Raw genomic sequence first — 25,455 nt, forward strand, 5'->3', positions numbered from 1 at the left:
TCTGGCCCGCCTGTCGCGCGCCGGATGGACGGATGCATGCGGCGTTCCCGCAGGCTGTCTTGTCGGGTGGTGAGTCATGACGGAATTCTTCAAGGATGCGGCGGAGTACCTGCCGATATTGCTGCAAGGCGCGAAGCTCACGATCCTGGTGACGCTAGGGTCGCTGGCCCTGTCCACGGTGCTGGGCCTGGTGTGGGCTTTGATGCGCGTCTCCGGGAACCGCTACCTGTCCAAGTTCAGCGGCGGGGTGATCAATCTGCTGCGCGGCATACCCATCATCGTGCTGCTGTTCTACATCTACTTCGTGATGCCCGACATGGGCGTGTCGCTGACGGCGGTGCAGGCGGCCATCATCGGCCTGGGCGTTGCGTATTCGGCCTACCAGGCCGAGAACTTCCGGGCGGGCATCCAGGCCATCGACCGGGGCCAGATCGAGGCCGCCATGGCCATGGGCATGGGCTGGGGCATGACGATGCGGCGGGTCGTGCTGCCGCAGGCGGTGAAGATCGTGCTGCCGCCCTACGGCAATATCATGATCATGATGCTCAAGGATTCCTCGCAGGCGTCGACGATCACGGTGGCCGAGCTTGCCTTGCAGGGCAAGCTGATCGCCGTGTCCACCTTCAAGAACGCCACCGTGTTCACGCTGGTCGCGCTCATGTACCTGGTCATGTGCGTGCCGCTGATCCTGCTGGTCCGCCATCTTGAAAAAAGGAGCGCAGCCAAATGATCCAGCTCCAGGGAGTCCGCAAAAGCTTCGGTTCGCTCGAAGTGCTCAAGGGCATCGACGCCGAGGTCACGAAAGGCGAGGTGGTCTGCGTGATCGGCCCCTCGGGATCGGGCAAGTCCACCATCCTGCGATGCATCAACGGGCTGGAGCGCTACAACGCCGGACGCATTACCGTTGACGGCGAGCTGGTCGATTGCGACTCGCCGTCCATCGTGTCGATCCGCACCCAGGTTGCGATGGTGTTCCAGCGCTTCAATCTTTTTCCCCATCGCACGGCATTGGAGAACGTGATCGAGGGCCCGATCTTCGTAAAGAAAGAGCCGCGCGCCCAGGCCGTGGAGCGAGGCCGCGAACTGCTGGCCAGCGTGGGCCTGGCCGACAAGGAGAACGCCCACCCGCCGCAACTGTCCGGCGGGCAGCAGCAGCGCGTGGCGATCGCGCGGGCGCTGGCGATGCGGCCCAAGGCCATCCTCTTCGACGAGCCGACTTCCGCGCTGGACCCGGAACTGGTCGGCGACGTGTTGGGCGTCATGCGCAAGCTGGCCGAGGCCGGCATGACGATGGTCGTCGTGACCCACGAAATGAGTTTCGCCCGTGAAGTGGCGGACCGCGTCATGTTCTTCGACGGCGGCGTCATGGTGGAGCAGGGCGCCGCCCGCGAAGTGCTGAATCATCCGCAGCACCCCCGGACGCAGGATTTCCTGCGCCGCGTGCTGCATCCCATGTAAGGAAGGACCATGCCGCAAGCGCCATTTCCGCTTTCCCCTTCGTTATGGGCCGCGACGGCGCCGCCGCCGCCCGCCACGGAGCCGCTGGAGGCCTCCGCGCAGGCCGACGTGCTGGTGATCGGCGGCGGCTACGCCGGCCTGAGCACCGCCCTGCATCTGGCGGAACGCGGCGTCCGCGTGGTGGTGCTGGAGGCGCGCGAGATCGGCTTTGGCGGCTCGGGCCGCAATGGCGGCCAGGTCATTCCAGGCCTGAAGTACGATCCGGACGCGCTGATCTCCATGTTCGGCGCCGAGCGCGGCGAACGCCTCGTGCGCTTTGCCGGCTCGACGGCGGACACGGTGTTCAACCTGATCGAGCGGCATGCGATGGATGTGCCGCACGTGCGCAAGGGCTGGATCCAGGGCGCGCATACCGCCGAGGCCTTGCAGTTGGCGCACGCCCGCGCCGCCCAGTGGGCCCGCCTCGGCGCCGACGTCCAGCCCCTGGATCGCGCGCAGGTGGCCCGGCTGATCGGCACCGACCGCTACCTGGGCGGCTGGGTGGACCGCCGCGCAGGCGCCATTCAGCCTTTGAGCTACGCGCGCGGCCTGGCCCGCGCCGCGCTGAACGCGGGCGCCAGCATCCATACCGACTCGCCCGTCGCCAGTCTGGCGCGCGCGGCAGGCAAGTGGACCGCGGCCACCGCCCGCGGCCCCAGCATCACCGCGGATCGCGTGGTGATGTGCACGAACGCCTACGGCGGCGGCCTGTTGCCGCGCCTGAAGGCCTCGATCATCGACGCCAATACCTTCCAGGTGGCCACCGGGCCGCTGCCGGAGGCGGTGCGCGCCGGCATCTTTCCCGAGGGCCATGTCACTTCCGACACGCGCAATCTGCTGCTGTATTTCCGGCTGGACCACCAGGGCCGGTTGCTGATGGGCGGGCGCGGCCCTTTCCGGGAACCCAAGGGACAGCAGGACTGGGCGCATCTGGAACGGGTGATGCTGAAACTGTTCCCGCAGGTCACGGGCGTGCCGTTCGAGTACCGCTGGTGCGGCAGGGTTGCGGTCACCCGCGACTATCTTCCGCACCTGCATGAGCCCGAGCCCGGCCTGCTGGTGGACATAGGCTGCCAGGGGCGCGGCGTGGGCCTGCAGACCAGCATGGGCAGGGCCATGGCGCAGTACGTGGCCACGGGCGACGCCAACGCCTTGCCGGTTCCGCTTACGCCGGTGGTGCCGTTTCCGCTCTACGGCCTGCGCCGACTGTACGTGAATGCGGTCGTGACCTGGTACCGCATGACGGACGGAGGAGTGTAGAGAGCTCCCACGCCGCGCCCGGAGCAGCATGGCGATAAAAAAACCCCTCGATGGTTCGAGGGGTTTTTGCGGTTGGGGCGGGGTCAGTCGCCCAGCTTAGAGCGTTGTTCTTGCACCTTCTGCAGGGTTTCGCTGAACTGCGCCAGACGCGCCTTTTCCTGCTCGACCACGGCCGCCGGCGCGCGTTCGACGAAGCTGGCGTTCGACAGCTTGCCGTTGGCCTTGGCCATTTCGCCTTCCAGGCGCGCGATCTCCTTGTCCAGGCGCACGCGCTCCGCCGCCACGTCGATTTCCACGTGCAGCATCAAGCGGCTGGTTCCCACCACCTGGACGGGCGCGCCCGCGTCGGGGAGGGCGTCCAGCACTTCGACTTCGCTCAGCTTGGCCAGCGCCGCCAGGTAGGGAGCGTTGCGCTTGAGCGCCGGCGCGTCGCCCTGGGCGCACAGCGGCACCTTCTGGGCCGGCGACAGGTTCATCTCGCCGCGCAGGGCGCGCACGGCCTCGACCTGGGCCTTGAGCTCGGCCACGTCGGCTTCGGCGGCGGCGTCGACCGCTTCCGGGTTGGCGTGCGGGAAGGGCTGGACGCTGACGCTGTCGGCGACGCCTTCCTTGCGCTTGCCGGCCACCACCGACACCTTCTGCCACAGTTCTTCCGTGATGAAGGGGATGATGGGGTGCGCCAGGCGCAGCACGCCTTCCAGCACGCGGATGAGCGTGCGGCGCGTGCCCAGCTGCTGCGCGGGCGTGCCGGTCTGGATCTGTACCTTGGCCAGTTCCAGGTACCAGTCGCAATACTCGTCCCAGACATAGCGGTAGAGCGAGTTGGCGACGTTGTCGAAGCGGTAGTCGGCGAAGCCGCGCGCCACGTCCGCTTCCAGCGTCTGCAGTTGGCTGACGATCCAGCGGTCCACGAAGGACAGCTCGCCGGCGTCCGGGCCGGTCAGGTCATGGCCTTCGGTGTTCATCAGCACGAAACGCGTGGCGTTCCAGAGCTTGTTGCAGAAATTGCGGTAGCCCTCGCAGCGCTTCAGGTCGAAGTTGATGTTGCGGCCCAGCGTGGCGTAGGCGGCCATCGTGAAGCGCAACGCATCGGTGCCGAAGGCGGGGATGCCGTCCGGGTACTGGCGGCGGGTGGCCTTTTCGATGGCGCCGGCCTGCTTGGGATTCATCAGGCCGTAGGTGCGCTTGGCGACCAGGCCGTCCAGGTCGATGCCGTCGATCAGGTCGACCGGATCCAGGGTGTTGCCCTTGGACTTGCTCATCTTCTGGCCGTCGGCATCGCGGATCAGGCCGTGCACATAGACGTGCTTGAACGGGATCTGGCCGGTCAGGTGCGTGGTCAGCATGACCATGCGCGCCACCCAGAAGAAGATGATGTCGAAGCCCGTCACCAGCACGCTGGAGGGCAGGTAGCGCTGCAGGTCCGGGGTGTTTTCCGGCCAGCCCAGCGTGGTGAAGGGCACCAGGCCGGAGGAGAACCAGGTGTCGAGCACGTCCGGGTCGCGCTTGAGTTCGCCCGTCACGCCGGCCGCGCGGGCCTGCGCGGTGGCTTCGGCTTCGTCGTGGGCCACGAACACCTGGCCGTCGTCCGAGTACCAGGCCGGAATCTGGTGGCCCCACCAGAGCTGGCGCGAAATGCACCAGTCCTGGATGTTGTTCAGCCACTGGTTGTAGATGGTGGTCCAGTTGTCGGGGTAGAACTGGATGCGGCCGTCCGCGACCACTTCCAGCGCGACTTCGGTGATGCTCTTGCCCGGGTTCAGCGTGCCTTCGGGGGCGGGCTTGCTCATGGCCACGAACCATTGGTCAGTCAGCATGGGCTCCAGGACGACGCCGGTGCGGTCGCCCTTGGGCTGCATCATCTTGTGCGGTTCGACCTTGACCAGATAGCCTTCGGCCTCCAGCTGGGCCACCACGGCCTTGCGGGCCTCGTAGCGCTCCATGCCCTGGAATTGCTTGGGGCCGTTTTCATTGATGTGCGCGTCCAGCGTGAAGATCACGATCAGGGGCAGATCGTGGCGCATCGCGCAGGCGTAGTCGTTGAAGTCGTGCGCGCCGGTGATCTTGACGCAGCCGGTGCCGAATTCGGGGTCGACGAAGTCGTCCGCGATGATGGGGATGTTGCGGTCGCACAGGGGCAGTTCCACTTCCTTGCCCACAAGGTGCCGGTAGCGGGGATCTTCGGGGTGGACGCACAGCGCGCCGTCCGCCAGCATGGTTTCCGGGCGGGTGGTGGCGATGGTCAGGCCGCGCAGCGTGACGGTCTGGCCGTCTTTGTCGACGATGGTCTGCGGGCCGTCCACGAAGGGGTAGAGGATGTGCCACATGTGGCCATCGGTCTCTTCGGATTGGACTTCCAGGTCCGACACGGCGGTCAGCAGCTTCGGGTCCCAGTTGACCAGGCGCTTGCCGCGATAGATCAGTCCCTGTTTATGCAGACGGACGAACGTCTCGATGACGCCGCGCGACATGCGGTCGTCCATGGTGAAGTATTCGCGCGGCCAGTCGGCGGAGGCGCCCAGGCGGCGGACCTGGCCCGTGATGGCGTTGCCCGACTTTTCCTTCCACTCCCAGACTTTCTCCACGAATTTCTCGCGGCCGAGGTCGTGGCGGGAAACCTTCTGGGCGTCCAGCTGTCTCTCAACGACGATCTGCGTGGCGATGCCGGCGTGGTCGGTGCCGGGGATGAAGACGGTATCGTCCCCCAGCATCCGGTGGTAGCGCACCAGGCCGTCCATGATGGTCTGGTTGAACGCGTGGCCCATGTGGAGGGTGCCCGTCACGTTGGGGGGCGGAAACTGGATGACGTACGGTTTGCTTTCCGTCCCCGTTTTTACGTGCTGGCCCGCCTGGAAATAGCCGCGCTTTTCCCACTCGGCGTACCAGCGGGATTCCAGTTCGGCGGGTTCGAAGCTCTTGGAGAGTTCCTGGGTGTCGCTCGCGGGAGTCGCGGCGTTCGGGGAAGCAGCTTGAGTCATTACAGGGTTCCGGCAGACAGGGGCGCCCGGCCTAGGGATGCGGGCAGCAAACCGCTCATTTTAAGATGTAATGCGGTCTTCTCGGCGTGTTAGAATACCGGGTTACTGTAAACCTTTTAGAAGTCCCTGAATTCATTGAGGATTCCTTCCGAAGCACGCGCTTGAAAATGCGTGTCCGGGCCCTCGATGGAAATCCGGGTCGAGTCCGACAGGTGGGCAGTGTCGAATCCCTGCCTTGGCCCAGCGGTTCAGGCCGGCCCGAAACATTCCCCCGTTTCGGACCGCCTGTGCGCCAACAGCGCGATGACGCTTCAAGGGTGACACCGACAAGCGCAGAGCCGCGCCAGGCAATTGATTAGAAACCAGTCAGAAATCAGCTTTCGGAGTTCTTATGTCCATTCAACGCACCCTCTCGATCATCAAGCCCGACGCCGTCGCCAAGAACGTCATCGGCCAGATCGTCAGCCGTTTCGAGCAAGCCGGCCTGAAGGTCATCGCCGCCCGCCTGGCCCAGCTGTCGCGCGCCGACGCCGAGCGTTTCTACGCCGTGCACAAGGAACGCCCCTTCTTCAAGGACCTGGTCGACTTCATGGTCTCGGGCCCGGTGTTCGTGCAAGTGCTGGAAGGTGAAGACGCCATCCTGAAGAACCGCGACCTGATGGGCGCCACGGATCCCAAGAAGGCCGCTCCGGGCACCATCCGCGCCGACTTCGCCGACAGCATCGACGCCAACGCCGTGCACGGTTCGGACGCTCCGGAAACGGCTGCCGTCGAAATCGCCTTCTTCTTCCCCGAAATGAACATCCACAGCCGTTGATTTTCGCGGAATTGTTCTAAGCTTTTCGAGTTTTACCCAGGTCATGGAATCCGCCGAACGAATCAATCTGCTGGGGCTGGACGGCTCCGCCCTGTCCGAGCTCGTGGGGCAGTGGGGCGGCAAGCCGTTTCGCGCCCGCCAGTTGCAGCGCTGGATGCATCAGCGCGGCGCCGATTCGTTCGACGCCATGACCGACCTTGCCCGCGATTTCCGCGGCCAGCTTGCAACGAATTGCCGCATCGAGGCATTGCCCGTCAATACCGAGCAGCGCTCGTCCGACGGCACCCGCAAGTGGCTGTTCGACGTGGGGCAGGGCAACGCCATCGAAACCGTCTTCATCCCCGAGGACGACCGCGGCACGCTATGCATTTCCAGCCAGGCCGGATGCGTGGTGAACTGCCGCTTCTGCTCGACCGGGCACCAGGGGTTCAACCGCAACCTCAAGACGAGCGAGATCATCGGCCAGCTGTGGTGGGCCAAGCGCGTGCTGGAAGCCGACATCGGCACCGCCCGCCTGGAAAGCGCCAAGGCCACCGAAGACACCCGCGTCGTCAGCAATGTGGTCATGATGGGCATGGGCGAGCCCCTGCTCAACTACGATCAGGTCCTGCCCGCCTTGCGCCTGATGCTGGACGACAACGCCTACGGGCTGTCGCGCCGCCGCGTCACGGTGTCCACTTCCGGCGTGGTCCCCATGATGGACCGCCTGTCGCAGGATTGCCCCGTGGCCCTGGCCGTTTCGCTGCACGCGCCGAACGACGCGCTGCGCGACGAGCTGGTGCCGCTGAACAAGAAGTATCCGCTGAAGGAGCTGCTGGCCGCTTGCGAGCGCTACCTGGCGTTCGCGCCGCGCGACTTCATCACTTTTGAATATTGCATGCTGGACGGCATCAACGACACCGACCAGCACGCCAAGGAACTGATCCACATTGCACGCCAGCTGCGGTGCAAGCTCAATCTGATTCCGTTCAACCCCTTTCCCGAGTCCGGCCTGAAGCGCTCGAACTCGGCGCGGGTGAAGGTGTTTGCCCAGCGTCTGATGGACGCCGGCATCATCACCACCGTCCGCAAGACCCGGGGCGACGACATCGATGCCGCTTGCGGCCAGCTGGCCGGAGAAGTGCGCGACCGCACTCGAATCACCGAGCGCAACGCCGCACAGCGCCAGACCATACCAATTAAACAGGTGCATGCATGACGCAGGATTTCGCTTCTGCAGTTTCAGAGACGCCCGCCGGCGCGGCAGGCAGCGTGGGCTCGGCATTGCGCGCGTTGCGCCAATCCAAGGGCTGGTCGCTCGACGAAGTATCCAGCCGCATCAAGTTCTCGACGAAGCAGATCGAAGCCCTGGAAAACGAAGAGTGGGCGTCGTTGCCCACCGGCGTTTCATTGCGTGGCCTGGTCCGTAACTATGCGCGCCTGCTGGGCGCGGATTCGCAAGCCATCGTCGACTCGCTGGACCCCAAGGCCCGCGTCACCGGCCCGGTGAAGCTCAGCCCTGGCGCCTTGCATTCGGCGCATTCCATTCCCCAGTCCGGCGCCGACGACGACCGTTCGTCCTCGACCTCCTGGGGATGGCTCATCGCCATCGTGCTGGTGCTGGCGGCCGGCGTGGCGTATGCCTTCTGGCAAGGCTGGTTGCCGCAGCACTGGCTGCCGTTCGACTGGCTGCCGAAGCCGACCAAGTAAAACCCGGTTCCACCGATGCAAGAATCTTCTCTGCCTTGCCAGGATGCGCCGCCTCCCGCCGTGGGGGCCGCAGTGCGCCGCGCCACGCGTTCGGTGGCGGTGAAGTGGGGCGATCGCGTCGTCGTCGTGGGCGGCGACGCCCCGGTCGTGGTCCAGTCCATGACCAACACCGACACGGCCGACGCCATCGCCACGGCGATACAAATCAAGGAGCTGGCCCAGGCCGGCTCCGAGCTCGTGCGGATCACCGTGAACACGCCCGAGGCGGCCCGCGAGGTCGCCGCGATTCGCGATCAACTCGACCGCATGGGCGTGGACGTGCCGCTGGTGGGCGATTTCCACTACAACGGCCACAAGCTGCTGACGCAGTTTCCCGAATGCGCGCAGGCGCTGTCCAAGTACCGGATCAATCCCGGCAACATGGGCGGCGGCAAGCGTCGCGACGACAACTTCGCCCAGATGATCGAAGTGGCCTGCCGCTACGACAAACCCGTGCGCATCGGGGTCAACTGGGGCAGTCTGGATCACGAACTGATGGCGCGCAAGATGGACGAAAACAGCCGCCGCGCGCAGCCCTGGGAGGCCCAGGCCGTGATGCGCGATGCGCTGGTCGTGTCCGCCATCAGCAACGCGGAGCGCGCCGAGGAGCTCGGCCTGCGCCGCGACGCCATCGTGCTGTCGTGCAAGGTCAGCCACGTGCAGGATCTGATCGCGGTCTACCGCGACCTGTCCGCCCGCTGCGACTATCCCCTGCATCTCGGCCTGACCGAAGCCGGCATGGGCAGCAAGGGCATCGTGGCGTCCACGGCCGCGCTGGCCGTGCTGCTGCAACAGGGCATCGGCGACACCATCCGCATATCCCTCACGCCCGAACCCGGTGGCGACCGCAGCCGCGAAGCCGTCGTGGCGCAGGAAATCCTGCAGACCATGGGCTTGCGCGCATTCACGCCGATGGTGGTTGCGTGCCCGGGCTGCGGCCGCACCAGCAGCACGTTCTTCCAGGAACTGGCTGACAGCATCCAGGGATACCTGCGCCGTCAGATGCCGGTCTGGCGCGCGCAGTATCCCGGGGTCGAAAGCATGAACGTCGCCGTGATGGGCTGTGTGGTCAACGGGCCTGGCGAAAGCCGCCATGCCGATATCGGCATCAGCCTGCCTGGCACCGGCGAGGTGCCGGCCGCGCCGGTGTTCGTCGACGGCGAGCGCACGGTGACGCTCAAGGGCGACCATATTGCCGAAGAGTTCCAGGCCATCGTCGAAGACTACGTCGCGCGCCGCTATGGCGCGCCCGCTTCTCATTAAAGTAAGGGTGTGGCCGCTAGCGCGCTTGCCGGCGCGCGATGCGGCATGATCAAGATGACTCAAGCTTTCCAGAAAGTCGCCGCCATACGCGGCATGAACGACCTGTTGCCCGGGGCGAGCGCCCGCTGGGAGCAATTCGAGGAAATCGTGCGCGGCTGGCTGCGCGGCTACGGCTACCGCAATGTGCGCACGCCCGTGCTTGAGCATACGCGCCTGTTTGCGCGCGGCATCGGCGAAGTTACGGATATCGTCGAGAAAGAGATGTACACCTTCACCGATGCGCTCAACGGCGAATCGCTGACCATGCGTCCGGAAATGACGGCCGGCATCGTGCGCGCCTCGATCGAGCACAATATGCTCTACGACCGCCCGCAGCGCGTCTACTCCATCGGCCCCGTGTTCCGCCACGAGCGCCCGCAGCGCGGCCGCTACCGCCAGTTCCACCAGATCGACGTCGAAGCGCTGGGCTACGCCGGCCCGGACGTGGACGCGGAGCTGATCGTCATGCTGGCCCGCCTGTGGAAGCTGTTGGGCCTGACCGACGTGCGCCTCGAACTGAATTCGCTGGGCCAGCCAGCAGAACGCGCCGCCCACCGCGCCGCGCTGATCGAGCACCTGGAAAAGCACCGCGACATCCTGGATGAAGACGGCCAGCGCCGCATGTACAGCAATCCGCTGCGCGTGCTGGATACGAAGAATCCCGCCATGCAGGAAATGGCCGACAGCGCGCCCCGCCTGTTCGACTTCCTGGGCGAGGAGTCCCGCGCGCACTTCGACGGCGTGTGCCAGCGCCTGGCGGACGCCGGCATCGAATACCGCCTGAATCCGCGCCTCGTGCGCGGGCTGGACTACTACAACCTCACCGTGTTCGAGTGGGTGACCGATCGGCTGGGCTCCCAGGGCACGGTTTGCGGCGGCGGCCGCTACGACGGCCTGGTCGAGCTGCTGGGCGGCAAGCCGGCGCCCGCGGTGGGCTTCGCCATCGGCATGGAGCGCCTGCTCGACCTCTGGGAACAGAGCGTGCAGGCGCCGGTTCCGGCGGAATGCGAGGTTTATGTCGTGCACCAGGGCGAAGAGGCCCAGCGCCTGGCCGCCCGCGTCGGCGAAGACCTGCGCGACGCCGGCCTGTCGGTCATCGTGCATGCCGGAACGGCGAGCTTCAAGTCCCAATTCAAGCGCGCCGACGCCAGCGGCGCCCGGGTTGCGGTTATTCTTGGCGCCGAAGAAGTGGCTGCACAGACCGCCAGCGTCAAGTTCCTGCGCGCCAATGCGCAGGGCGAAGCCGCGCAACAGCAGGTCCCGTTGGCGGGGTTGGCCGACGTATTGAACATCAAGGGTTAATGCATGGCATACGATCTGGAAGAACAGGAAAAACTCGACGCAATCAAGGCGTGGTGGGCCCGTTACGGCACGCTGGTCGTCACGCTGGCGGCGGCGGTCGCGCTGGCCTGGGGCGGTTGGTGGAGCTGGAAGGCCTATCAAGGGCACCGCGCCAACCAGGCCATGGGCTACTTCGAGGCGCTCGAAGACGCGGCCCGCCTGGGCGGCGCCGATTCGGCCGTGCGCATCAAGACTGCGGCGGCCACGCTGCGCGAAGATTATCCGGCCACGGGCTACGCCACGCGCGGCGCGCTGGTGGCGGCACAGGCCCTGCAGGCCCTGAAGGACGACGCCGGTGCCCGTGAACAGCTGGAATGGCTGGCGGGCCAGGGCAAGGTTCCGTCCATGCAGGCCGTGGCGCGCCTGCGCCTGGCCGGCATGCTGCTGGACCAGAAGCAGTACGATGCCGCGCTGGGGCAGCTCAACAATCCGCCGGCGGCCTTCGCCGCCTTGTACGCGGATCGCCGCGGCGATATCCTCGCTGCGCAGGGCAAGCGTGATGAGGCCCGGGCGGCGTGGCAAAGCGCCATCGATGGCCTGGGCACTGCGAATCCCTTGACCCAGGTTGTGCAACTGAAACTGGATGCCCTGAGCGGAGCGTGACTGTAATGCGTAAATTTGCACCTGGCCGTATGTGGCGTGGCGCCGTTTGCCTGGCGGGCCTGCTCGCCCTGGGTGGATGCGGCATGTTTTCCAGCGACGACGGCCGCTACGATCCCGCGCCCCTGACCGAATACAAGGCCGGCATGTCCGTGCGGCAGATCTGGTCGGCGTCGATCGGCAGCGGTTCCGGCCTGGGCTTCGCGCCCACGGTCCTGGGCGATGCCATCTATGCCGCCACGCCGGACGGCTCCGTCGGCAAGTTCGACCTGCAGAGCGGCCGTTCCATCTGGAAAGCCAGCGTCGACGGCAAGTTGTCGGCCGGCGCAGGCAGCGACGGCACCACCACCGCCGTGGCCTCGCCGAACGGCGACGTCATCGCCTTCGACGACACCGGCAAGGTGAAATGGAAGGTCCGCGCCACCAGCGACGTGACCATTCCGCCCGTCGTGGGCTACGGCATCGTCGTGGTCCGCAGCGGCGACTACCGCATCCAGGCGTTCGACGCCAACAACGGCGAGCGGGTCTGGAGCGTGCAGCGCCCGGGCCCAGCGCTGGCCTTGCGCAGCGTGTCGCAGATGGTCCTGGCCGAAGGCCTGGTCATCACCGGCCTGCCTGGCGGCAAGCTGATGGCCATCGCCTCCAACAGCGGCAACGTGCAATGGGAAGGCACCGTGGCTACCCCGCGCGGAGCCAGCGACCTCGAACGCCTGACCGACGTGGTCGGCGCGCCTCGCCTCGCGGGCAACCTGCTTTGCGGCGTGGCCTACCAGGGCCGGATCGTCTGCTTCGACGTGACGGCTGGCGGCCGTCCTCTGTGGGCCAAGGACTTTTCCAGCGTGAGCGGCCTCACCCTGGACGACCGTTTTGCCTATACGCCGGACCAGAATGGCGTGGTCAACGCTTTTGCCCTGGACAACGGCGGCAACGTCTGGAAGCAGGCTGCGCTGAAGAACCGCCAGCTCACTGCGCCGGCCTTGCTGGGCGGCGCGCTTGCCGTGGGCGACCTGGACGGCTATGTGCACTTCCTGTCGCGCAGCGACGGCAGCCTGATGGCCCGCCTGTCCGTGGGCGGCGGGGCGGTCGTTTCGCCGCCGCAAACCACTCCCCAAGGCGTGCTGGTCCAGACGGGCAATGGCAACCTCGTCCTGATCGGCGCCAACTAATCCTATAGAAAAGCCTTACACCGTGTCTTTCAAGCCTGTCGTCGCCCTGGTCGGTCGCCCCAATGTGGGAAAGTCGACCCTTTTCAACCGCCTGACGCGATCGCGCGCCGCGCTGGTGGCCGATTATTCCGGCCTCACCCGCGATCGCCACTATGGCGAGGGCAGGGTGGGCGAGACCCCCTTCATCGTCATCGATACCGGTGGTTTCGAGCCCGTCGCCAAGGACGGCATCCTGCTGGAGATGGCTCGCCAGACCCGGCAGGCCATCGCCGAGGCCGATGTGGTGGTGTTCCTGGTGGACGCGCGTGCGGGCATCAACGCCCACGACCACGAGATCGCCAAGCTGCTGCGCAAGTCCGGCCAGCAGCGTGTGCTGCTCGCCGTGAACAAGGCGGAAGGCATGGGCGCCGGCGCCGCGATTTCCGAATTCCACGAGCTGGGCCTGGGGCAGCCCTATCCCATCTCGGCGGCGCACGGCGACGGCATCGTGGACCTGATCGAGCTGGCCCTCAACGACCTGGCCGGCCCGCCTGCCGAAGAGGAAGCGGAAGAAGAGGGCGAGCACGATCACCGCATCAAGCTGGCTATCGTCGGGCGCCCCAACGTGGGCAAGTCCACGCTCATCAATACCCTGATGGGCGAAGAGCGCGTGATCGCGTTCGACATGCCCGGCACCACACGCGACGCCATCGAGATCGATTTCGAACGCGACGGCCGCCGCTATACGCTGATCGACACCGCCGGCCTGCGCAAGCGCGGCAAGGTGTTCGAGGCGGTCGAGAAATTCTCCGTCATCAAGACGTTGCAGGCCATCGAGGCCAGCAACGTCGTGCTGCTGATGCTGGACGCCCAGACCGAGATCTCCGAGCAGGACGCCCATATCGCTGGTTTCGTGCTGGAAACCGGGCGCGCCGTGGTCGTGGCCATCAACAAGTGGGACGGCCTGGATGGCGAGGCCAAGGAGCGCATCGAGCGCGAATTCCAGCGCAAGCTGCGCTTCCTGTCGTTCGCCCGCATGCACACCATTTCGGCGCTGCGCGGGCAGGGCGTGAAGCCCTTGCTGAAATCCATCAACGCGGCGCATGCCGCGGCCTTCGCTAAGCTGTCCACGCCCAAGCTGACGCGCGAATTGCAGGCGGCCGTCGAGCAGCAGCCGCCTCCGCGCAAGGGCATTTTCCGTCCGAAGATGCGCTATGCGCACCAGGGCGGGCAGAATCCCCCGCTGGTCATCATCCATGGCAACGCGCTGGACGCCGTTCCGGATTCGTACCGCCGTTACCTGGAAACGCGCTTCCGCAACGCGTTCGACCTGGCCGGCACGCCATTGCGCATCGAATTCAAGTCCTCGCACAACCCCTATACGCAGGAAAGCTGATCCATGAGCCGCTTCTGGAGTCCCGTCGTCGGGACGCTCAGTCCGTATGTCCCGGGCGAGCAGCCCAAACTTCAGAATCTGGTCAAGCTGAATACCAACGAGCATCCCTACGGCCCGTCGCCGAAGGTGCTCGATGCGATCCGCGCGGCCTGCGATGACGCGCTCAAGCTCTATCCGGACCCTTCCTCCGACCGCCTGCGGCAGGCCATCGCCGAAACGGCCGGCGTGCAGCCCGCGCAGGTGTTCGTGGGCAATGGCTCCGACGAGGTGCTGGCGCACGTTTTCCTGGCGTTGCTGAAGCATGAGCGTCCGCTGCGTTTCCCGGACATCACCTACAGCTTCTATCCGGTCTATTGCGGCCTGTACGGAATCGAATACGAAACGGTGCCGCTGACGTCCGATTTCCGTATCGACGTCGAGGATTACCTGCCCGGCCCCAATGGGCAGGCAGGCGCGATCATCTTCCCCAATCCCAATGCTCCCACCGGACGGGCGCTGGATGCCGCCGAGATCGAACGCATCTTGGCGGGCAATCCCGACGCCGTCGTCGTGGTGGACGAGGCCTATGTGGATTTTGGCGGAGAGTCCGTCATTCCGCTGGTCTCCCGCTACGACAATCTGCTGGTGGTGCAGACCCTGTCCAAGTCGCGCTCGCTGGCCGGCCTGCGGGTCGGTTTTGCGGTGGGAAGCGCCGCGCTCATCGAAGGGCTGGAGCGCGTAAAGAACAGTTTCAACTCATATCCCATCGACCGCCTGGCATCCGCCGGCGCGGTAGCGGCGCTGGAAGATACGGAGTACTTTGAGAAGACTCGCCAGGCCGTGATCGAAACCCGGTCGCGGATGACGGCGGGCCTGCAGGCGCTGGGCTTCGAGGTGCTGCCTTCTTCCGCGAATTTCGTGTTCGCGCGGCATCCTTCGAAGGACGCCTCGGACCTGGCCGCCGCCTTGCGCGAACGCAGCATCATCGTGCGCCATTTCCGCCAAGCGCGCATCGATCAGTTTCTGCGCATTACCGTGGGCACCGACGCACAGTGCGAGCTGTTGTTGACGGCGCTTGCGGAGGTCCTGCAAGCGTGACGGCCAGGGGTTTTCAGCCGGAAAACTCTGGTGTCACTTTTGCATCCCGGTCAAGTAGCACGGGCCGGGAAAACCCTGTAGAGTACATGTTTCGGCGTACCCCACCAGTACACAAGTACGCCATCATTCAATAACAAACAAATGGAGCCTGGCCAATGAGCAATAAAGGGCAAACTCTGCAAGATCCGTTCCTGAACACGCTGCGCAAGGACCATGTCCCCGTGTCGATCTACCTGGTGAACGGTATCAAGCTTCAAGGGCAAATCGAATCCTTCGACCAGTACGTGGTGCTGCTGCGCAATACGGTCACGCAAATGGTTTACAAGCACGCCATTTCCACCGTCGTTCCCGCGCGCGCCGTGAATTTTCAGGTGGAAGTCCCTGCTGAGTAATCTCGCTCCAGCTTTATCCTTTTTTGCCCGCCGGACGGCTGACGTCGGCGGGCATTTTCGCTTTGGCTCCGATATGGTGCATGTATGCGCGCTTTGATCATCAGCGTGGATCTGGGTGACCCAGACTTCGCGGCCCATGCCGAGGAATTCGCCATGCTGGCCAAGGGCGCTGGCGCCGAGATCGTCGGCACCCTGACCGCGCGGCGCGACCGCCCCGACGCGAAATTCTTCATCGGCTCGGGCAAGGCCGACGAGGGCGTGGCCATGGCCCAGGCGCTGCTGGCCGATATCGTCCTGTTCGACCAGCCTTTGTCGCCCGCCCAGCAGCGCAACCTGGAACGCGCTTTCAATTTGCGCGTGGTGGATCGCGTCGCGCTCATCCTGGACATCTTCGCCCTGCGCGCCAAGAGCCACGAGGGCAAACTACAGGTCGAGCTGGCCCAGTTGCAGCATCTGGCCACGCGCCTGACCCGCCTGTGGTCCCACCTGGAGCGTCAGCGCGGCGGTATCGGCATGCGGGGGCCGGGCGAATCCCAGCTCGAAATGGACCGGCGCATGATCGGCGCCAAGGTCAAGGTGCTGCGCGAGCGGCTGGACAAGGTCGAGCGCCAGCGGGTAACGCAGCGCCGGGCGCGCGCCCGGGGCGGCGCGCTTTCCGTATCGCTGGTGGGCTACACCAACGCGGGCAAGTCCACCTTGTTCAACGCGCTGACGCGCGCCGACGCCTATGCCGCGGACCAGCTTTTCGCCACCCTGGATACGACGACGCGTCGCATCTGGATCGAAGGCGCCGGGTCGGTGGTGATATCCGATACGGTGGGTTTTATCCGCGACTTGCCCCACGGCCTGATCGCGGCGTTCCGCGCCACCCTGGAAGAGACCGTGCATGCCGATCTGCTGCTGCATGTGGTCGACGCCGCCAGCCCGCAGCGGGACGAGCAGATTTTCGAGGTCAACAAGGTGCTGGCCGAAATCGGCGCAGCCTCGGTTCCAACCATTCTTGTATACAACAAGATAGACCGGGCAGGATTGGAACCCCGGGTGGAGCGCGATGCACATGGTACGATTGCGCGAGTATTTGTAAGCGCCACCGAGCGCGCCGGCTTGGACGCGTTGCGCGGGGCAATTGCGGAGACCGGACAGATTGTGGGAAACAATGCCGCGAATTATCAAACTCTTCAATCTGAATGACCCCGGCTGGGGTCGTGGGAACAACAATGGCTCCGAGCCGCCGCCGAAGCGGCCGCAAGGCAATGGAGACGGTCCTCCCGACCTGGACGAGGTCTGGCGCGATTTCAACAATCGCATCGGATCCCTGTTCGGCCGCAAGGGCGGGGGCGGCAACAACCGCCCCGGCAACCGGGGCGGCATGACGCCGCCTTCGCCGCGCGGTGCGCGCATCGGCCTGGGCGTCGTCGCCCTGGTCGCGGCCGGCATCTGGCTGGCCAGCGGCTTCTACATCGTGCAGGAAGGCCAGGTCGCGGTCGTGACCCAGTTCGGCAAATACAAAAGCACGTCCCAAGCCGGCTTCCAGTGGCGCCTGCCTTACCCGATCCAGAGCCACGAGATGGTCAACGTGTCGCAGCTGCGTACGTTCGAGGTCGGCTTCCGGGGCGGCGCGCGCAACAAGGTCCTGCCTGAAGCGCTGATGCTCACCACGGACGAGAACATCGTCGACATGCAGTTCGTCGTCCAGTATCGCCTGCGCGCCGATGGCGCGCCCGACTACCTGTTCAAGACCCGCGATCCGGATGAGTCCGTCCGCCAGGCCTCCGAAACGGCCATGCGCGAAGTCGTGGGCAAGCAATCGATGGACTTCGTGCTGTACGAAGGCCGTACCACCGTGGCGTCGCAAGTGCAGGCGCTGATGCAGCAGATCCTGGACCGGTACCAGAGCGGCGTGCAGATCAGCACCGTCGCCATCCAGAACGTGCAGCCGCCCGAGCAGGTGCAGGCGGCGTTTGACGATGCCGTCAAGGCAGGCCAGGACCGCGAGCGCCAGATCAACGAAGGCCAGGCCTACGCCAACCAGGTCGTGCCGCTGGCCAGCGGCCAGGCATCCCGGATGCTGGAGCAGGCCGAAGGCTACAAGGCCAAGGTCGTGGGCGATGCCCAGGGTAATACGTCGCGCTTCACCAGCATTCTCGGCGAGTACGAGAAGGCGCCGGCGGTCATGCGCCAGCGCATGTATCTCGAAAGCATGCAGGAGATCTTCACGCGCGCCAGCAAGGTCATGGTCGACACCAAGAGCAACAACAATATGTTGTACCTGCCCTTGGACAAGATCATGCATCTGGCTGCCCAGGACGCCAGCAAGTCCAGCGCCGGCAATGCCGGTTCGTCCGGTTTGTCCAGCCCGCCCGTCCAGCCCCCGCTGCGCGGCGGCGCCGCGCCGGTGACCCAATCTTCCGGCAGCAGCAGTAGCAACACGCTGCCCCGCGACCGTACGTCGCGCTAACCCGGAGGAGTCCTGATCATGCAACGTCTCATGCCTGTCCTGGTCGGCCTGCTCATCGTGCTGGCCGCCCTTTCTTCCTGCGTCTTCGTCGTGCGCGAGCGCGACTACGCCCTCGTGTTCTCGCTGGGTGAAGTGCGCAAGACCATCAGCGAACCCGGCCTGTATTTCAAGGCCCCGCCGCCGTTCCAGAATGTCGTGACGCTCGACAAGCGCATTCTGACCATCGAAACCAACGAAGCCGAGCGCATCCAGACTTCCGAAAAGAAGAACCTGCTGATCGATTCCTACGTGAAGTGGCGTATCGCGGATCCCCGGCAATACTACGTCTCCACGGGCGGCAACGAGCGCGTGGCGCAAGAGCGCCTGCAGGCGCTGATCCGCGACGCGCTGAACGCATCGGTCAACGTGCGCACGGTGCGCGACGTGGTGTCGACCGAACGCGACAAGATCATGTCCGAGATCCTGGCCAATGTGGCCAAGCGCGCCGAGCCCCTGGGCGTGCAGATCGTCGACGTGCGCTTGCGCCGCATCGAATTCGCGCCGGAAATCTCGGAATCGGTGTATCGCCGCATGGAGGCCGAGCGCACCCGCGTCGCCAACGAGCTGCGTTCCATCGGCGCCGCCGAAGGCGAGAAGATCCGCGCCGAAGCCGATCGCCAGCGCGAAGTGATCGTGGCCCAGGCCTACGCCAAGGCCCAGGGCATCATGGGCGAGGGCGATGCCGCCGCGGCATCGATCTACGCGCAGGCCTACGGCAAGAACCCGCAGTTCTACACGTACTACAAGAGCCTGGAAGCCTATCGCGCTTCGTTCTCGAAGCCGGGCGACGTGCTGGTGGTCGACCCCAGCTCCAGCTTCTTCCAGTTCATGAAGGATCCGGCTGGCGCCGCCTTGGCTCCGGTCACCGTGCCGGCCAAGTAAGGCGGTATCGGTAACGCGGTAAGCGAAGCCCCTTGGTTTTCCAAGGGGCTTTTCACTTTCCGGCAGGTGGGCGCGCTTGCGCGGGTAATGGGGACGGTTTGGTAGGGGGGGGTACTCCGGCTGGCGCTCGCCGCTGAACCATGTACAATACCGCGTAAGCTAGAAAACATTCCGCAGCGGCTGAGCGGGCTTACGCCCCTCAGCCGCTTTTCGTTTGGGCGACGCCCACGCATCACTTGGCGTTATTCAGGTAAACATTCATGGGTAACTGGTTGCTGCCCGAGAGCCTTGCCGACGTACTTCCGGCAGAGGCCCGGCGCATCGAGGAATTGCGCCGCGAACTTCTCGATCTGTACCGCACGTACGGCTTCGAGCTGGTCGCGCCGCCCCTGGTCGAATACATCGATTCGTTGCTGTCCGGTACCGGCAGCGATCTGGATCTGCGTACGTGCAAGCTGGTCGACCAGCTGTCCGGCCGCACGCTGGGCGTGCGCGCGGACATGACTCCTCAAGTCACGCGCATCGACGCGCACTTGCTGAACCGCGCGGGGGTCACCCGCCTGTGCTATTGCGGCAACGTGCTGCACGCCCGCCCGGCGGACCTGCTGTCCAGCCGCGAGCTGCTGCAGATCGGCGCCGAGATCTACGGCCATGCCGGATCCGAAGCCGACCTGGAAATCATTCAGCTCGTGCTGGAAACGGTGGCGATCGCCGGCGTGCGCAACCCGAGGCTGGATCTCTGCCATCCCGGCGTGCTCCGCGCCATCCTGGAGTCGGACTCCGCCCTGGCCGCGTTGTCGGAAGAAGTCATTCTCCTGATGCGCGAGAAGGACGTTCCCGGCCTGGTCGAGCTGTCGGCCCGCGCGCCCGGCATGCGTGCCGAAACGCTGCAGGCCCTGAAGCTGCTGCCCAATCTGTACGGCGGCCCCGAAGTGTTGCAGGAAGCCCGTCGCGATCTGCCCTTGCTGCCCGGCGTGGCAGCCGCGCTGGATGCGTTGCAGGCCGTGGTGGATGCGATGCCCAGCGTGTCGTTCGGTGTCGACCTCGCGGATGTCGGCGGCTATGGCTACCATTCCGGCGTGAAGTTCGCGCTGTACGCTGAAGGCTGGCGCGACGCGCTGGTCAGCGGCGGGCGCTACGACGACGTCAGCCGGGCCTTCGGCCGGGCGCGTCCCGCCACGGGCTTCAGCCTGGATTTACGCAAGCTGGCGGCGGGTCTGGCGCCGGCGGAACGGGCGCGTGCGGTTCGCGCGCCCTGGGGGCAAGCCCCCGCCTTGACCGAGGCGGTTCGCCGCCTGCGCCGGTCGGGGGAAATTGTCGTTCAGGTATTGCCCGGCCACGAGCAGGATCAGGACGAATTCGTTTGCGATCGCGAGCTGGCGCTGGAAGACGGCGCCTGGACGGTCAGAACGCTGTGACTAACTCCCTCTCGGAAACGAGGGGGCCGCGGGGAGATTTCCGGATTTCCCGAGAAACTCGATATTGATTCGTAACATGAGCAAGAACGTAGTCGTAATCGGCACCCAGTGGGGTGACGAGGGCAAGGGCAAGATCGTCGACTGGCTGGCGGAATCCGTCCAGGGCGTGGTCCGCTTCCAAGGCGGTCACAATGCCGGCCATACGCTGTGGATCAATGGCAAGAAGACGATTCTTCGCCTGATCCCGTCGGGCATCATGCACCCCGGCGTCACCTGCTTCATCGGCAATGGCGTCGTGCTGTCCCCGGAAGCCCTGCTCAAGGAAATCGAAGAGCTTGAGGCGGCCGGCCTGGACGTCCGTTCGCGCCTGCAGATTTCCGAAATCTGCCCGCTGATCCTGCCGTACCACGTCGCCATCGACAAGGCGCGCGAAGCGCGCAAGGGCGACGGCAAGATCGGCACGACCGGCCGCGGCATCGGCCCCGCCTACGAAGACAAGGTCGCCCGCCGCGCGCTGCGCGTGCAGGACCTGTTCAATCCCCAGCTGTTCGACGAGAAGCTCGCCGAAGTGCTGGATTACCACAACTTCGTGCTGACCAAGTACCTGGGCGCCGAGGCGGTTTCCGCCAATGAAGTGCGCGACCAGGCCATGGCGCTGGCTCCCGCCATTGCCCCGATGGTCAAGGACGTGTCGAGCAATCTGTTCGCCATGCAGCAGGCCGGCCAGCGCCTGTTGTTCGAAGGCGCGCAGGGCGCTTTGCTGGACGTCGACCACGGCACCTATCCGTTCGTCACCAGCAGCAACTGCGTCGCGGGCGCGGCTTCGGCCGGCGCTGGCGTCGGTCCGCAGCAGCTCGACTATGTCCTGGGCATCACCAAGGCCTACACGACGCGCGTCGGCTCCGGCCCGTTCCCCACGGAACTGGTCGACGAGATCGGCACCCGCCTGGCGACCATCGGCAAGGAATTCGGTTCGGTCACCGGCCGTCCGCGCCGCTGCGGCTGGTTCGACGGCGCCGCGCTGAAGCGCTCGGTCCGCCTGAACGGCATCACCGGCCTGTGCATTACCAAGCTGGACGTGCTTGACGGCCTGGAAACCATCCAGCTGGGCGTCGGCTACCGCGTGAATGGCGAGTTCCGCGACGTGCTGCCCTATGGCGCGCACGCCGTGGCGCAGGCGCAGCCGGTGCTGGAAGAGCTGCCCGGCTGGAGCGAATCCACGGTCGGCATCACCGAGTACGACAAGCTGCCCCAGGCGGCCCGTCGCTACCTGGAGCGCGTGGCTGAAGTCTGCGGCGTGCCCATCGACCTCGTGTCGACCGGCCCCGACCGCAACGAAACCATTGTGCTGCGTCATCCCCTGAAGGGCTGACATCGGGTTATTATTCGCAAGGCCGCCGCCGGTCTCATACCGGCGGCGGCCTTTTCGTATTTATTAAGCAGGAGATGCTTGCCTATGAGCACGCCGACCAATGATGACAGCCATCTGTGGGTGACGTGGGACGACTACAACCGCTTGATCGAGCGCCTGTCCTTGCAGGTGCATCAATCGGGTTGGAAGTTCGACAAGATTCTTTGCCTGGCGCGCGGCGGCATGCGCGTCGGCGATGTTATGTCCCGGATTTTTGACGTACCCTTGGGCATTCTGGCCACCAGCAGCTACCGCGAGGCAGCCGGCACCAAGCAGGGCGACATGGATATCGCCCAGTTCATCACCATTACGCGCGGCACCCTGTCCGGGCGTGTGTTGCTGGTGGACGACATGGTCGATACCGGCAAGACCTTCAGCAAGGTCTACGACCACCTCAAGAGCCAATTCACCGACATCACCGAGCTGCGCAGCGCCGTGCTGTGGTGGAAGGGGCATTCCCAGGCGACGCCCGACTATTACGTCGACAAGCTGCCCACGAACCCCTGGATTCACCAGCCTTTCGAAGATTACGACAGCCTGCGTCCGCACCAGCTGGAAGCCTGGATCCGCAAGGGTTCCCAGGGCTGAATCCGGTGGCCCGGCGGGGTGGGGCGCCTGGCGGCCTTTGGCGCCAGACTGTCCCCCCAGTAGTCAAAATGGCCGCTGCCGTGCTAGAATCACTGGTTATCGCTAAACCGAACTTGGCTTGTTACTCTTTGGGTAGTCTTTGGGTAACGGAAACGGCCAGCTGGAATCCGGTTCCCTATTCGCGATACGGGCCTCTGTTGGTATGATTTTCATGTCATCGAGGGCCGTCTTCGTGTGTCTGGATCCGTGCAGCGTTGCTGGTAAGCAAGCCAGGTTTGTCATCAACTTTTGTTACCCTACAAGCAGGCCAATCACTTTATGCCTATCGTTCGACTGAAGGAAAACGAACCGTTTGAAGCCGCTCTGCGTCGCTTCAAGCGCACCATCGAAAAGACCGGTTTGCTCACCGAGCTGCGTTCGCGCGAGTTCTATGAGAAGCCCACGGCTGAGCGCAAGCGCAAGCACGCCGCCGCTGTGAAGCGTCACTACAAGCGCATCCGTAGCCAACAACTGCCCCCGCGCCTGTATTGATCTTTGATTCCCGAATCTATTGATTCCAGAATCATTCATCCAGGATTTGCTCGCCCGAGTCGACGTCGTCGACATAGTCGGGCGATACGTGCAGTTGAGAAAGGGCGGGGCCAACTTGCTTGGCCTATGTCCTTTTCATAACGAAAAAAGCCCCTCGTTCACTGTCAGCCCCACCAAGCAGTTCTATCACTGCTTTGGCTGTGGAGCGCACGGCAGCGCCATCACCTTTCTGATGGAACACACGGGCACCAGTTTCCCCGAGGCCGTGCGCACGCTCGCAGCCTCGGTGGGAATGACGGTCCCCGAAGAAAACCGCAGTCCACGCCAGCAGCAGGAGTCCGCGCGCCGGAAGGCCGAGGAGTCCCGCCATACGCAGGTGCTGGATGCCGCCCAGGCGCATTACCTGAAGCAGTTGCGGGCGTCGCCCGCGGCGATCCGCTACCTGAAGCAGCGCGGCCTGACCGGCGAGATCGCGGCGCATTTCGGCCTGGGCTGGTCCGGCACGGACCGCCATGGCCTGTCGCACGTCTTTCCCAGCTATGAGGATCCGGTTCTTGTGGAATCGGGCCTGGTCATCGAATCCGAGGACGGCCGCCGCTACGACCGGTTCCGGGAACGCATCATGTTCCCGATCCGCAATGCGCGGGGCAGCCTGATCGGCTTCGGCGGCCGCATCATCGGCAAGGGCGAGCCCAAGTACCTCAATTCGCCGGAAACCCCGCTTTTCTCGAAGGGCCATGAGCTCTATGGGCTGTGGGAGGCGCGCCAGGCCATCCGCCAGGAAGGCCAAGTGATCGTGGTCGAAGGCTACATGGACGTCGTCGGCCTGGCGCAGCAGGGCATCGCGAACGCGGTGGCCACACTGGGGACCGCCACCACGCCGGATCACGTGAAGAAGCTCCTGCGCGCCAGCGACAAGGTGATATTCAGCTTCGACGGCGACGGAGCGGGGCGGCGCGCCGCCTGGCGCGCGCTGCAGGCTTGTTTGCCCGTGCTGCGCGACGACATCGCGATCCGTTTCCTCTTCCTGCCGTCGGAACACGATCCCGATTCGTACGTGCGCGAACTGGGAGCGGAAGCTTTCCGCGCCTGTCTGGGCGATGCGGTGGCGTTGTCGCGCTTCCTGCTGGACGAGCTGGCGTCGCGGCACAACATGGACGAGGCGGAAGGGCGGGCAAGCTGCCTGCACGAAGCCAAGCCGCTGCTGGCCTCCATTCCGGAGTGCGCGCTGCGCGTGCAGATCGAACGCGAAATGGCCAAGCTCGTGCAGCTGACGCCCGAGGAAATGGCCCAGGTGCTTGCGCAGCAGCCGGCCAAGCCCTTTGCGCCTGCCTCGCGGCCGGGCGAAGGGGCCCCGGCCGCCAGCCATGGGCCGGGCCAGGATGCGGGCCCGCCCGACATGGGCTATGACTTCGGCGGGCACGATTTCCACGACATACCCGCCGAGGAGTCCGAGTACCCGGAGTATGGCCATTTCCCGTCGCAGGACGGCGACTCCGGAAGTGCCGGCGCCGCGCAGCCGGGCCGCCAGCAATGGAAGGGCAAGGGCGACTGGAAAGGCAAAGGCGACTGGAAGGGCAAGGGAGATTGGAAAGGCGGCAAGGGCGGCTGGAAGGGGCGGCGCGACGACGACGTCGGCGGATTCGAAGGCCGCCGTACCATGCCGTCGCTGGCCAAGCGCCTGTTGGGCCTCCTTCTTGCGCACCCCGAACTGGTGGACTCCATGGGAGACCAGCAGCTTGAAGTCATCGACCACGGACCCCATCTAGGTCTTGTAAGGGACTTGATCATGCTGGCGCAATCCAGCGGCGCGCGCCATGTGGGCGCCTTGCTGGAAGCGGCGGATCCCGATTCGGACCTGGCGACCGTGCTGAAGGGCCTGAGGGCCGACATCCTGTCCCAGGAGGATCTGCCGGATCCGCAGACCGAGTGGGACGACGCGCTGCGCCGCATCGAATTCGACGCCGCCAGGACCGAGATGGCCAAGCTGGCCGCCGGCGGCTTGGCGACCGAAGAGGGGCGCAAGCGCTATTTGGAGCTTTCCAGCCGAATGAACGTGCTCAAAGGTGCTGGGATACGCTAAATGCGCTAAAATCAAGGGTTTTCCGCGGGGCGGAGGGTTTTCCCTTGGCAATTGATTCCCGCGGGGCGGTAGTGGGGTAGTGGGCGCGGGGTAGAGTTCGGATTTTGAATCCGATATCCGATACCGGCAAGCCTATGAGTTGTGAGCCTATGGATTGTGGTGCTTGCAGTTGATTGATGCTGGATTCGTTCTGAATTTGGTGGCAATCCTGGGGCCGCAAGAACATGGCGGACAAGTTGGCAGTACGAATGCATCCGGCCGGCGGAATCTATTCCGGCAGCCGGAATCTAATCGATGTAAGGGTTTGGCGCGGCGACCGAGCAGTGCAAGCGAAATCGCGAAATAAAAAGCGGATGCGTGCGTCAAATTTGTTACATAGTTAATTAATATAGCTGAGCGGTGAATCAGGCAAGTTCGGCGGCGGTTTTTTCCGCGTAGCGTTAGTGGTTTGGGTGCTGTGTCTACTGAGCTGCTTGGGGCAATGGCCCTATAAGCAAGCAACGCCTATTTAT

The 25,455-nt window shown here is 65.0% G+C and carries 22 protein-coding genes; 21 read left to right on the forward strand and 1 reads right to left on the reverse strand.

What is annotated here, in order from left to right; translation table 11 throughout:
• Nucleotides 1-76 precede the first annotated feature (76 nt).
• Genes JL37_RS01330 through JL37_RS01340 form a run of 3 tightly spaced genes read left to right on the forward strand, consistent with a single transcriptional unit; the run spans nucleotide 77 to nucleotide 2,757 of the window.
• A complete protein-coding gene (locus tag JL37_RS01330; protein ID WP_043541451.1) occupies nucleotides 77-730 on the forward strand; it encodes an amino acid ABC transporter permease in 654 nt (217 codons plus the stop codon).
• A complete protein-coding gene (locus tag JL37_RS01335) occupies nucleotides 727-1,458 on the forward strand; it encodes an amino acid ABC transporter ATP-binding protein (RefSeq protein WP_043541452.1) in 732 nt (243 codons plus the stop codon). Before JL37_RS01330 ends, JL37_RS01335 begins: the two co-directional genes overlap by 4 nt.
• 9 nt (nucleotides 1,459-1,467) lie before the next feature.
• Nucleotides 1,468-2,757, forward strand: coding sequence for an FAD-binding oxidoreductase (locus tag JL37_RS01340; RefSeq protein WP_043541453.1), 1,290 nt, complete (start codon nucleotides 1,468-1,470; stop codon nucleotides 2,755-2,757).
• Between the two features lie 83 nt (nucleotides 2,758-2,840).
• Here the strand turns inward: JL37_RS01340 and JL37_RS01345 are convergent, their stop codons facing one another.
• On the reverse strand, nucleotides 2,841-5,735 hold the full coding sequence (locus JL37_RS01345) for a valine--tRNA ligase (protein WP_043541455.1): 2,895 nt from the start codon (nucleotides 5,733-5,735) through the stop codon (nucleotides 2,841-2,843).
• 391 nt (nucleotides 5,736-6,126) lie between these two features.
• Between JL37_RS01345 and ndk the strand changes: the two genes are divergently transcribed.
• The 18 genes from ndk (at nucleotide 6,127) to dnaG (ending at nucleotide 24,943) form a co-directional block, all read left to right on the forward strand.
• Complete coding sequence (gene ndk, locus JL37_RS01350; protein WP_043541457.1) at nucleotides 6,127-6,552, forward strand: nucleoside-diphosphate kinase; 426 nt, start codon at nucleotides 6,127-6,129, stop codon at nucleotides 6,550-6,552.
• A gap of 43 nt (nucleotides 6,553-6,595) precedes the next feature.
• The gene (gene rlmN / locus JL37_RS01355) at nucleotides 6,596-7,750 is read left to right on the forward strand and encodes a 23S rRNA (adenine(2503)-C(2))-methyltransferase RlmN (RefSeq protein ID WP_043541459.1); all 1,155 of its coding nucleotides are present in this window, start codon (nucleotides 6,596-6,598) and stop codon (nucleotides 7,748-7,750) included.
• On the forward strand, nucleotides 7,747-8,241 hold the full coding sequence (locus tag JL37_RS01360) for a RodZ family helix-turn-helix domain-containing protein (protein WP_043541460.1): 495 nt from the start codon (nucleotides 7,747-7,749) through the stop codon (nucleotides 8,239-8,241). The genes rlmN and JL37_RS01360 overlap by 4 nt, the downstream gene beginning before the upstream one ends.
• 15 nt (nucleotides 8,242-8,256) lie before the next feature.
• Complete coding sequence (ispG, locus tag JL37_RS01365) at nucleotides 8,257-9,543, forward strand: flavodoxin-dependent (E)-4-hydroxy-3-methylbut-2-enyl-diphosphate synthase (RefSeq protein WP_043541461.1); 1,287 nt, start codon at nucleotides 8,257-8,259, stop codon at nucleotides 9,541-9,543.
• A 54-nt stretch (nucleotides 9,544-9,597) separates the two neighbouring features.
• Nucleotides 9,598-10,884, forward strand: a complete 1,287-nt coding sequence (hisS, locus tag JL37_RS01370; RefSeq protein WP_156124188.1) for a histidine--tRNA ligase — start codon at nucleotides 9,598-9,600, stop codon at nucleotides 10,882-10,884.
• Nucleotides 10,885-10,887: 3 nt separating this feature from the next.
• Nucleotides 10,888-11,526, forward strand: coding sequence for a tetratricopeptide repeat protein (locus JL37_RS01375; protein WP_043541464.1), 639 nt, complete (start codon nucleotides 10,888-10,890; stop codon nucleotides 11,524-11,526).
• A 5-nt stretch (nucleotides 11,527-11,531) separates the two neighbouring features.
• Complete coding sequence (gene bamB / locus JL37_RS01380) at nucleotides 11,532-12,689, forward strand: outer membrane protein assembly factor BamB (protein ID WP_043541465.1); 1,158 nt, start codon at nucleotides 11,532-11,534, stop codon at nucleotides 12,687-12,689.
• 22 nt (nucleotides 12,690-12,711) lie between these two features.
• On the forward strand, nucleotides 12,712-14,064 hold the full coding sequence (gene der, locus JL37_RS01385; RefSeq protein ID WP_043541466.1) for a ribosome biogenesis GTPase Der: 1,353 nt from the start codon (nucleotides 12,712-12,714) through the stop codon (nucleotides 14,062-14,064).
• Between the two features lie 3 nt (nucleotides 14,065-14,067).
• On the forward strand, nucleotides 14,068-15,141 hold the full coding sequence (hisC, locus tag JL37_RS01390) for a histidinol-phosphate transaminase (protein ID WP_043541467.1): 1,074 nt from the start codon (nucleotides 14,068-14,070) through the stop codon (nucleotides 15,139-15,141).
• A gap of 155 nt (nucleotides 15,142-15,296) precedes the next feature.
• The gene (hfq, locus tag JL37_RS01395) at nucleotides 15,297-15,533 is read left to right on the forward strand and encodes an RNA chaperone Hfq (RefSeq protein ID WP_006218585.1); all 237 of its coding nucleotides are present in this window, start codon (nucleotides 15,297-15,299) and stop codon (nucleotides 15,531-15,533) included.
• An 84-nt stretch (nucleotides 15,534-15,617) separates the two neighbouring features.
• The gene (gene hflX, locus JL37_RS01400; protein ID WP_043541532.1) at nucleotides 15,618-16,724 is read left to right on the forward strand and encodes a GTPase HflX; all 1,107 of its coding nucleotides are present in this window, start codon (nucleotides 15,618-15,620) and stop codon (nucleotides 16,722-16,724) included.
• Nucleotides 16,690-17,991: an FtsH protease activity modulator HflK gene (gene hflK / locus JL37_RS01405; protein WP_043541468.1), complete on the forward strand. Its 1,302-nt coding sequence runs from the start codon at nucleotides 16,690-16,692 to the stop codon at nucleotides 17,989-17,991. Before hflX ends, hflK begins: the two co-directional genes overlap by 35 nt.
• Nucleotides 17,992-18,009: 18 nt before the next feature.
• A complete protein-coding gene (hflC, locus tag JL37_RS01410) occupies nucleotides 18,010-18,912 on the forward strand; it encodes a protease modulator HflC (protein ID WP_043541469.1) in 903 nt (300 codons plus the stop codon).
• A gap of 260 nt (nucleotides 18,913-19,172) precedes the next feature.
• Nucleotides 19,173-20,330, forward strand: coding sequence for an ATP phosphoribosyltransferase regulatory subunit (locus JL37_RS01415; RefSeq protein WP_043541471.1), 1,158 nt, complete (start codon nucleotides 19,173-19,175; stop codon nucleotides 20,328-20,330).
• 76 nt (nucleotides 20,331-20,406) lie between these two features.
• The gene (locus tag JL37_RS01420; protein ID WP_043541472.1) at nucleotides 20,407-21,702 is read left to right on the forward strand and encodes an adenylosuccinate synthase; all 1,296 of its coding nucleotides are present in this window, start codon (nucleotides 20,407-20,409) and stop codon (nucleotides 21,700-21,702) included.
• Nucleotides 21,703-21,786: 84 nt separating this feature from the next.
• Nucleotides 21,787-22,329: a phosphoribosyltransferase gene (locus JL37_RS01425; protein ID WP_043541473.1), complete on the forward strand. Its 543-nt coding sequence runs from the start codon at nucleotides 21,787-21,789 to the stop codon at nucleotides 22,327-22,329.
• Nucleotides 22,330-22,647: 318 nt separating this feature from the next.
• Entirely contained in the window at nucleotides 22,648-22,860 is a 213-nt protein-coding gene (gene rpsU, locus JL37_RS01430) for a 30S ribosomal protein S21 (protein ID WP_006218592.1), read from the forward strand.
• Nucleotides 22,861-22,879: 19 nt separating this feature from the next.
• Nucleotides 22,880-24,943: a DNA primase gene (gene dnaG, locus JL37_RS01435; RefSeq protein ID WP_043541474.1), complete on the forward strand. Its 2,064-nt coding sequence runs from the start codon at nucleotides 22,880-22,882 to the stop codon at nucleotides 24,941-24,943.
• The last annotated feature ends 512 nt before the right edge of the window (nucleotides 24,944-25,455 follow it).

The organism is Achromobacter sp. RTa (genome assembly GCF_000757485.1).
Lineage (GTDB): Bacteria > Pseudomonadota > Gammaproteobacteria > Burkholderiales > Burkholderiaceae_B > Achromobacter.

Bases quoted from the DNA above. Each gene is read 5' to 3' on its own strand.
- hfq (WP_006218585.1), top strand. From the start codon at position 15,297: ATGAGCAATAAAGGGCAAACTCTGCAAGATCCGTTCCTGAACACGCTG.
- hisS (WP_156124188.1), top strand. From the start codon at position 9,598: ATGACTCAAGCTTTCCAGAAAGTCGCCGCCATACGCGGCATGAACGAC.
- hisC (WP_043541467.1), top strand. From the start codon at position 14,068: ATGAGCCGCTTCTGGAGTCCCGTCGTCGGGACGCTCAGTCCGTATGTC.
- rpsU (WP_006218592.1), top strand. From the start codon at position 22,648: ATGCCTATCGTTCGACTGAAGGAAAACGAACCGTTTGAAGCCGCTCTG.
- hflC (WP_043541469.1), top strand. From the start codon at position 18,010: ATGCAACGTCTCATGCCTGTCCTGGTCGGCCTGCTCATCGTGCTGGCC.
- JL37_RS01335 (WP_043541452.1), top strand. From the start codon at position 727: ATGATCCAGCTCCAGGGAGTCCGCAAAAGCTTCGGTTCGCTCGAAGTG.
- rlmN (WP_043541459.1), top strand. From the start codon at position 6,596: ATGGAATCCGCCGAACGAATCAATCTGCTGGGGCTGGACGGCTCCGCC.
- JL37_RS01330 (WP_043541451.1), top strand. From the start codon at position 77: ATGACGGAATTCTTCAAGGATGCGGCGGAGTACCTGCCGATATTGCTG.
- hflX (WP_043541532.1), top strand. From the start codon at position 15,618: ATGCGCGCTTTGATCATCAGCGTGGATCTGGGTGACCCAGACTTCGCG.
- JL37_RS01360 (WP_043541460.1), top strand. From the start codon at position 7,747: ATGACGCAGGATTTCGCTTCTGCAGTTTCAGAGACGCCCGCCGGCGCG.
- JL37_RS01415 (WP_043541471.1), top strand. From the start codon at position 19,173: ATGGGTAACTGGTTGCTGCCCGAGAGCCTTGCCGACGTACTTCCGGCA.
- ndk (WP_043541457.1), top strand. From the start codon at position 6,127: ATGTCCATTCAACGCACCCTCTCGATCATCAAGCCCGACGCCGTCGCC.
- ispG (WP_043541461.1), top strand. From the start codon at position 8,257: ATGCAAGAATCTTCTCTGCCTTGCCAGGATGCGCCGCCTCCCGCCGTG.
- JL37_RS01340 (WP_043541453.1), top strand. From the start codon at position 1,468: ATGCCGCAAGCGCCATTTCCGCTTTCCCCTTCGTTATGGGCCGCGACG.
- JL37_RS01375 (WP_043541464.1), top strand. From the start codon at position 10,888: ATGGCATACGATCTGGAAGAACAGGAAAAACTCGACGCAATCAAGGCG.
- bamB (WP_043541465.1), top strand. From the start codon at position 11,532: ATGCGTAAATTTGCACCTGGCCGTATGTGGCGTGGCGCCGTTTGCCTG.
- JL37_RS01345 (WP_043541455.1), bottom strand. From the start codon at position 5,735: ATGACTCAAGCTGCTTCCCCGAACGCCGCGACTCCCGCGAGCGACACC.
- hflK (WP_043541468.1), top strand. From the start codon at position 16,690: ATGCCGCGAATTATCAAACTCTTCAATCTGAATGACCCCGGCTGGGGT.
- JL37_RS01420 (WP_043541472.1), top strand. From the start codon at position 20,407: ATGAGCAAGAACGTAGTCGTAATCGGCACCCAGTGGGGTGACGAGGGC.
- JL37_RS01425 (WP_043541473.1), top strand. From the start codon at position 21,787: ATGAGCACGCCGACCAATGATGACAGCCATCTGTGGGTGACGTGGGAC.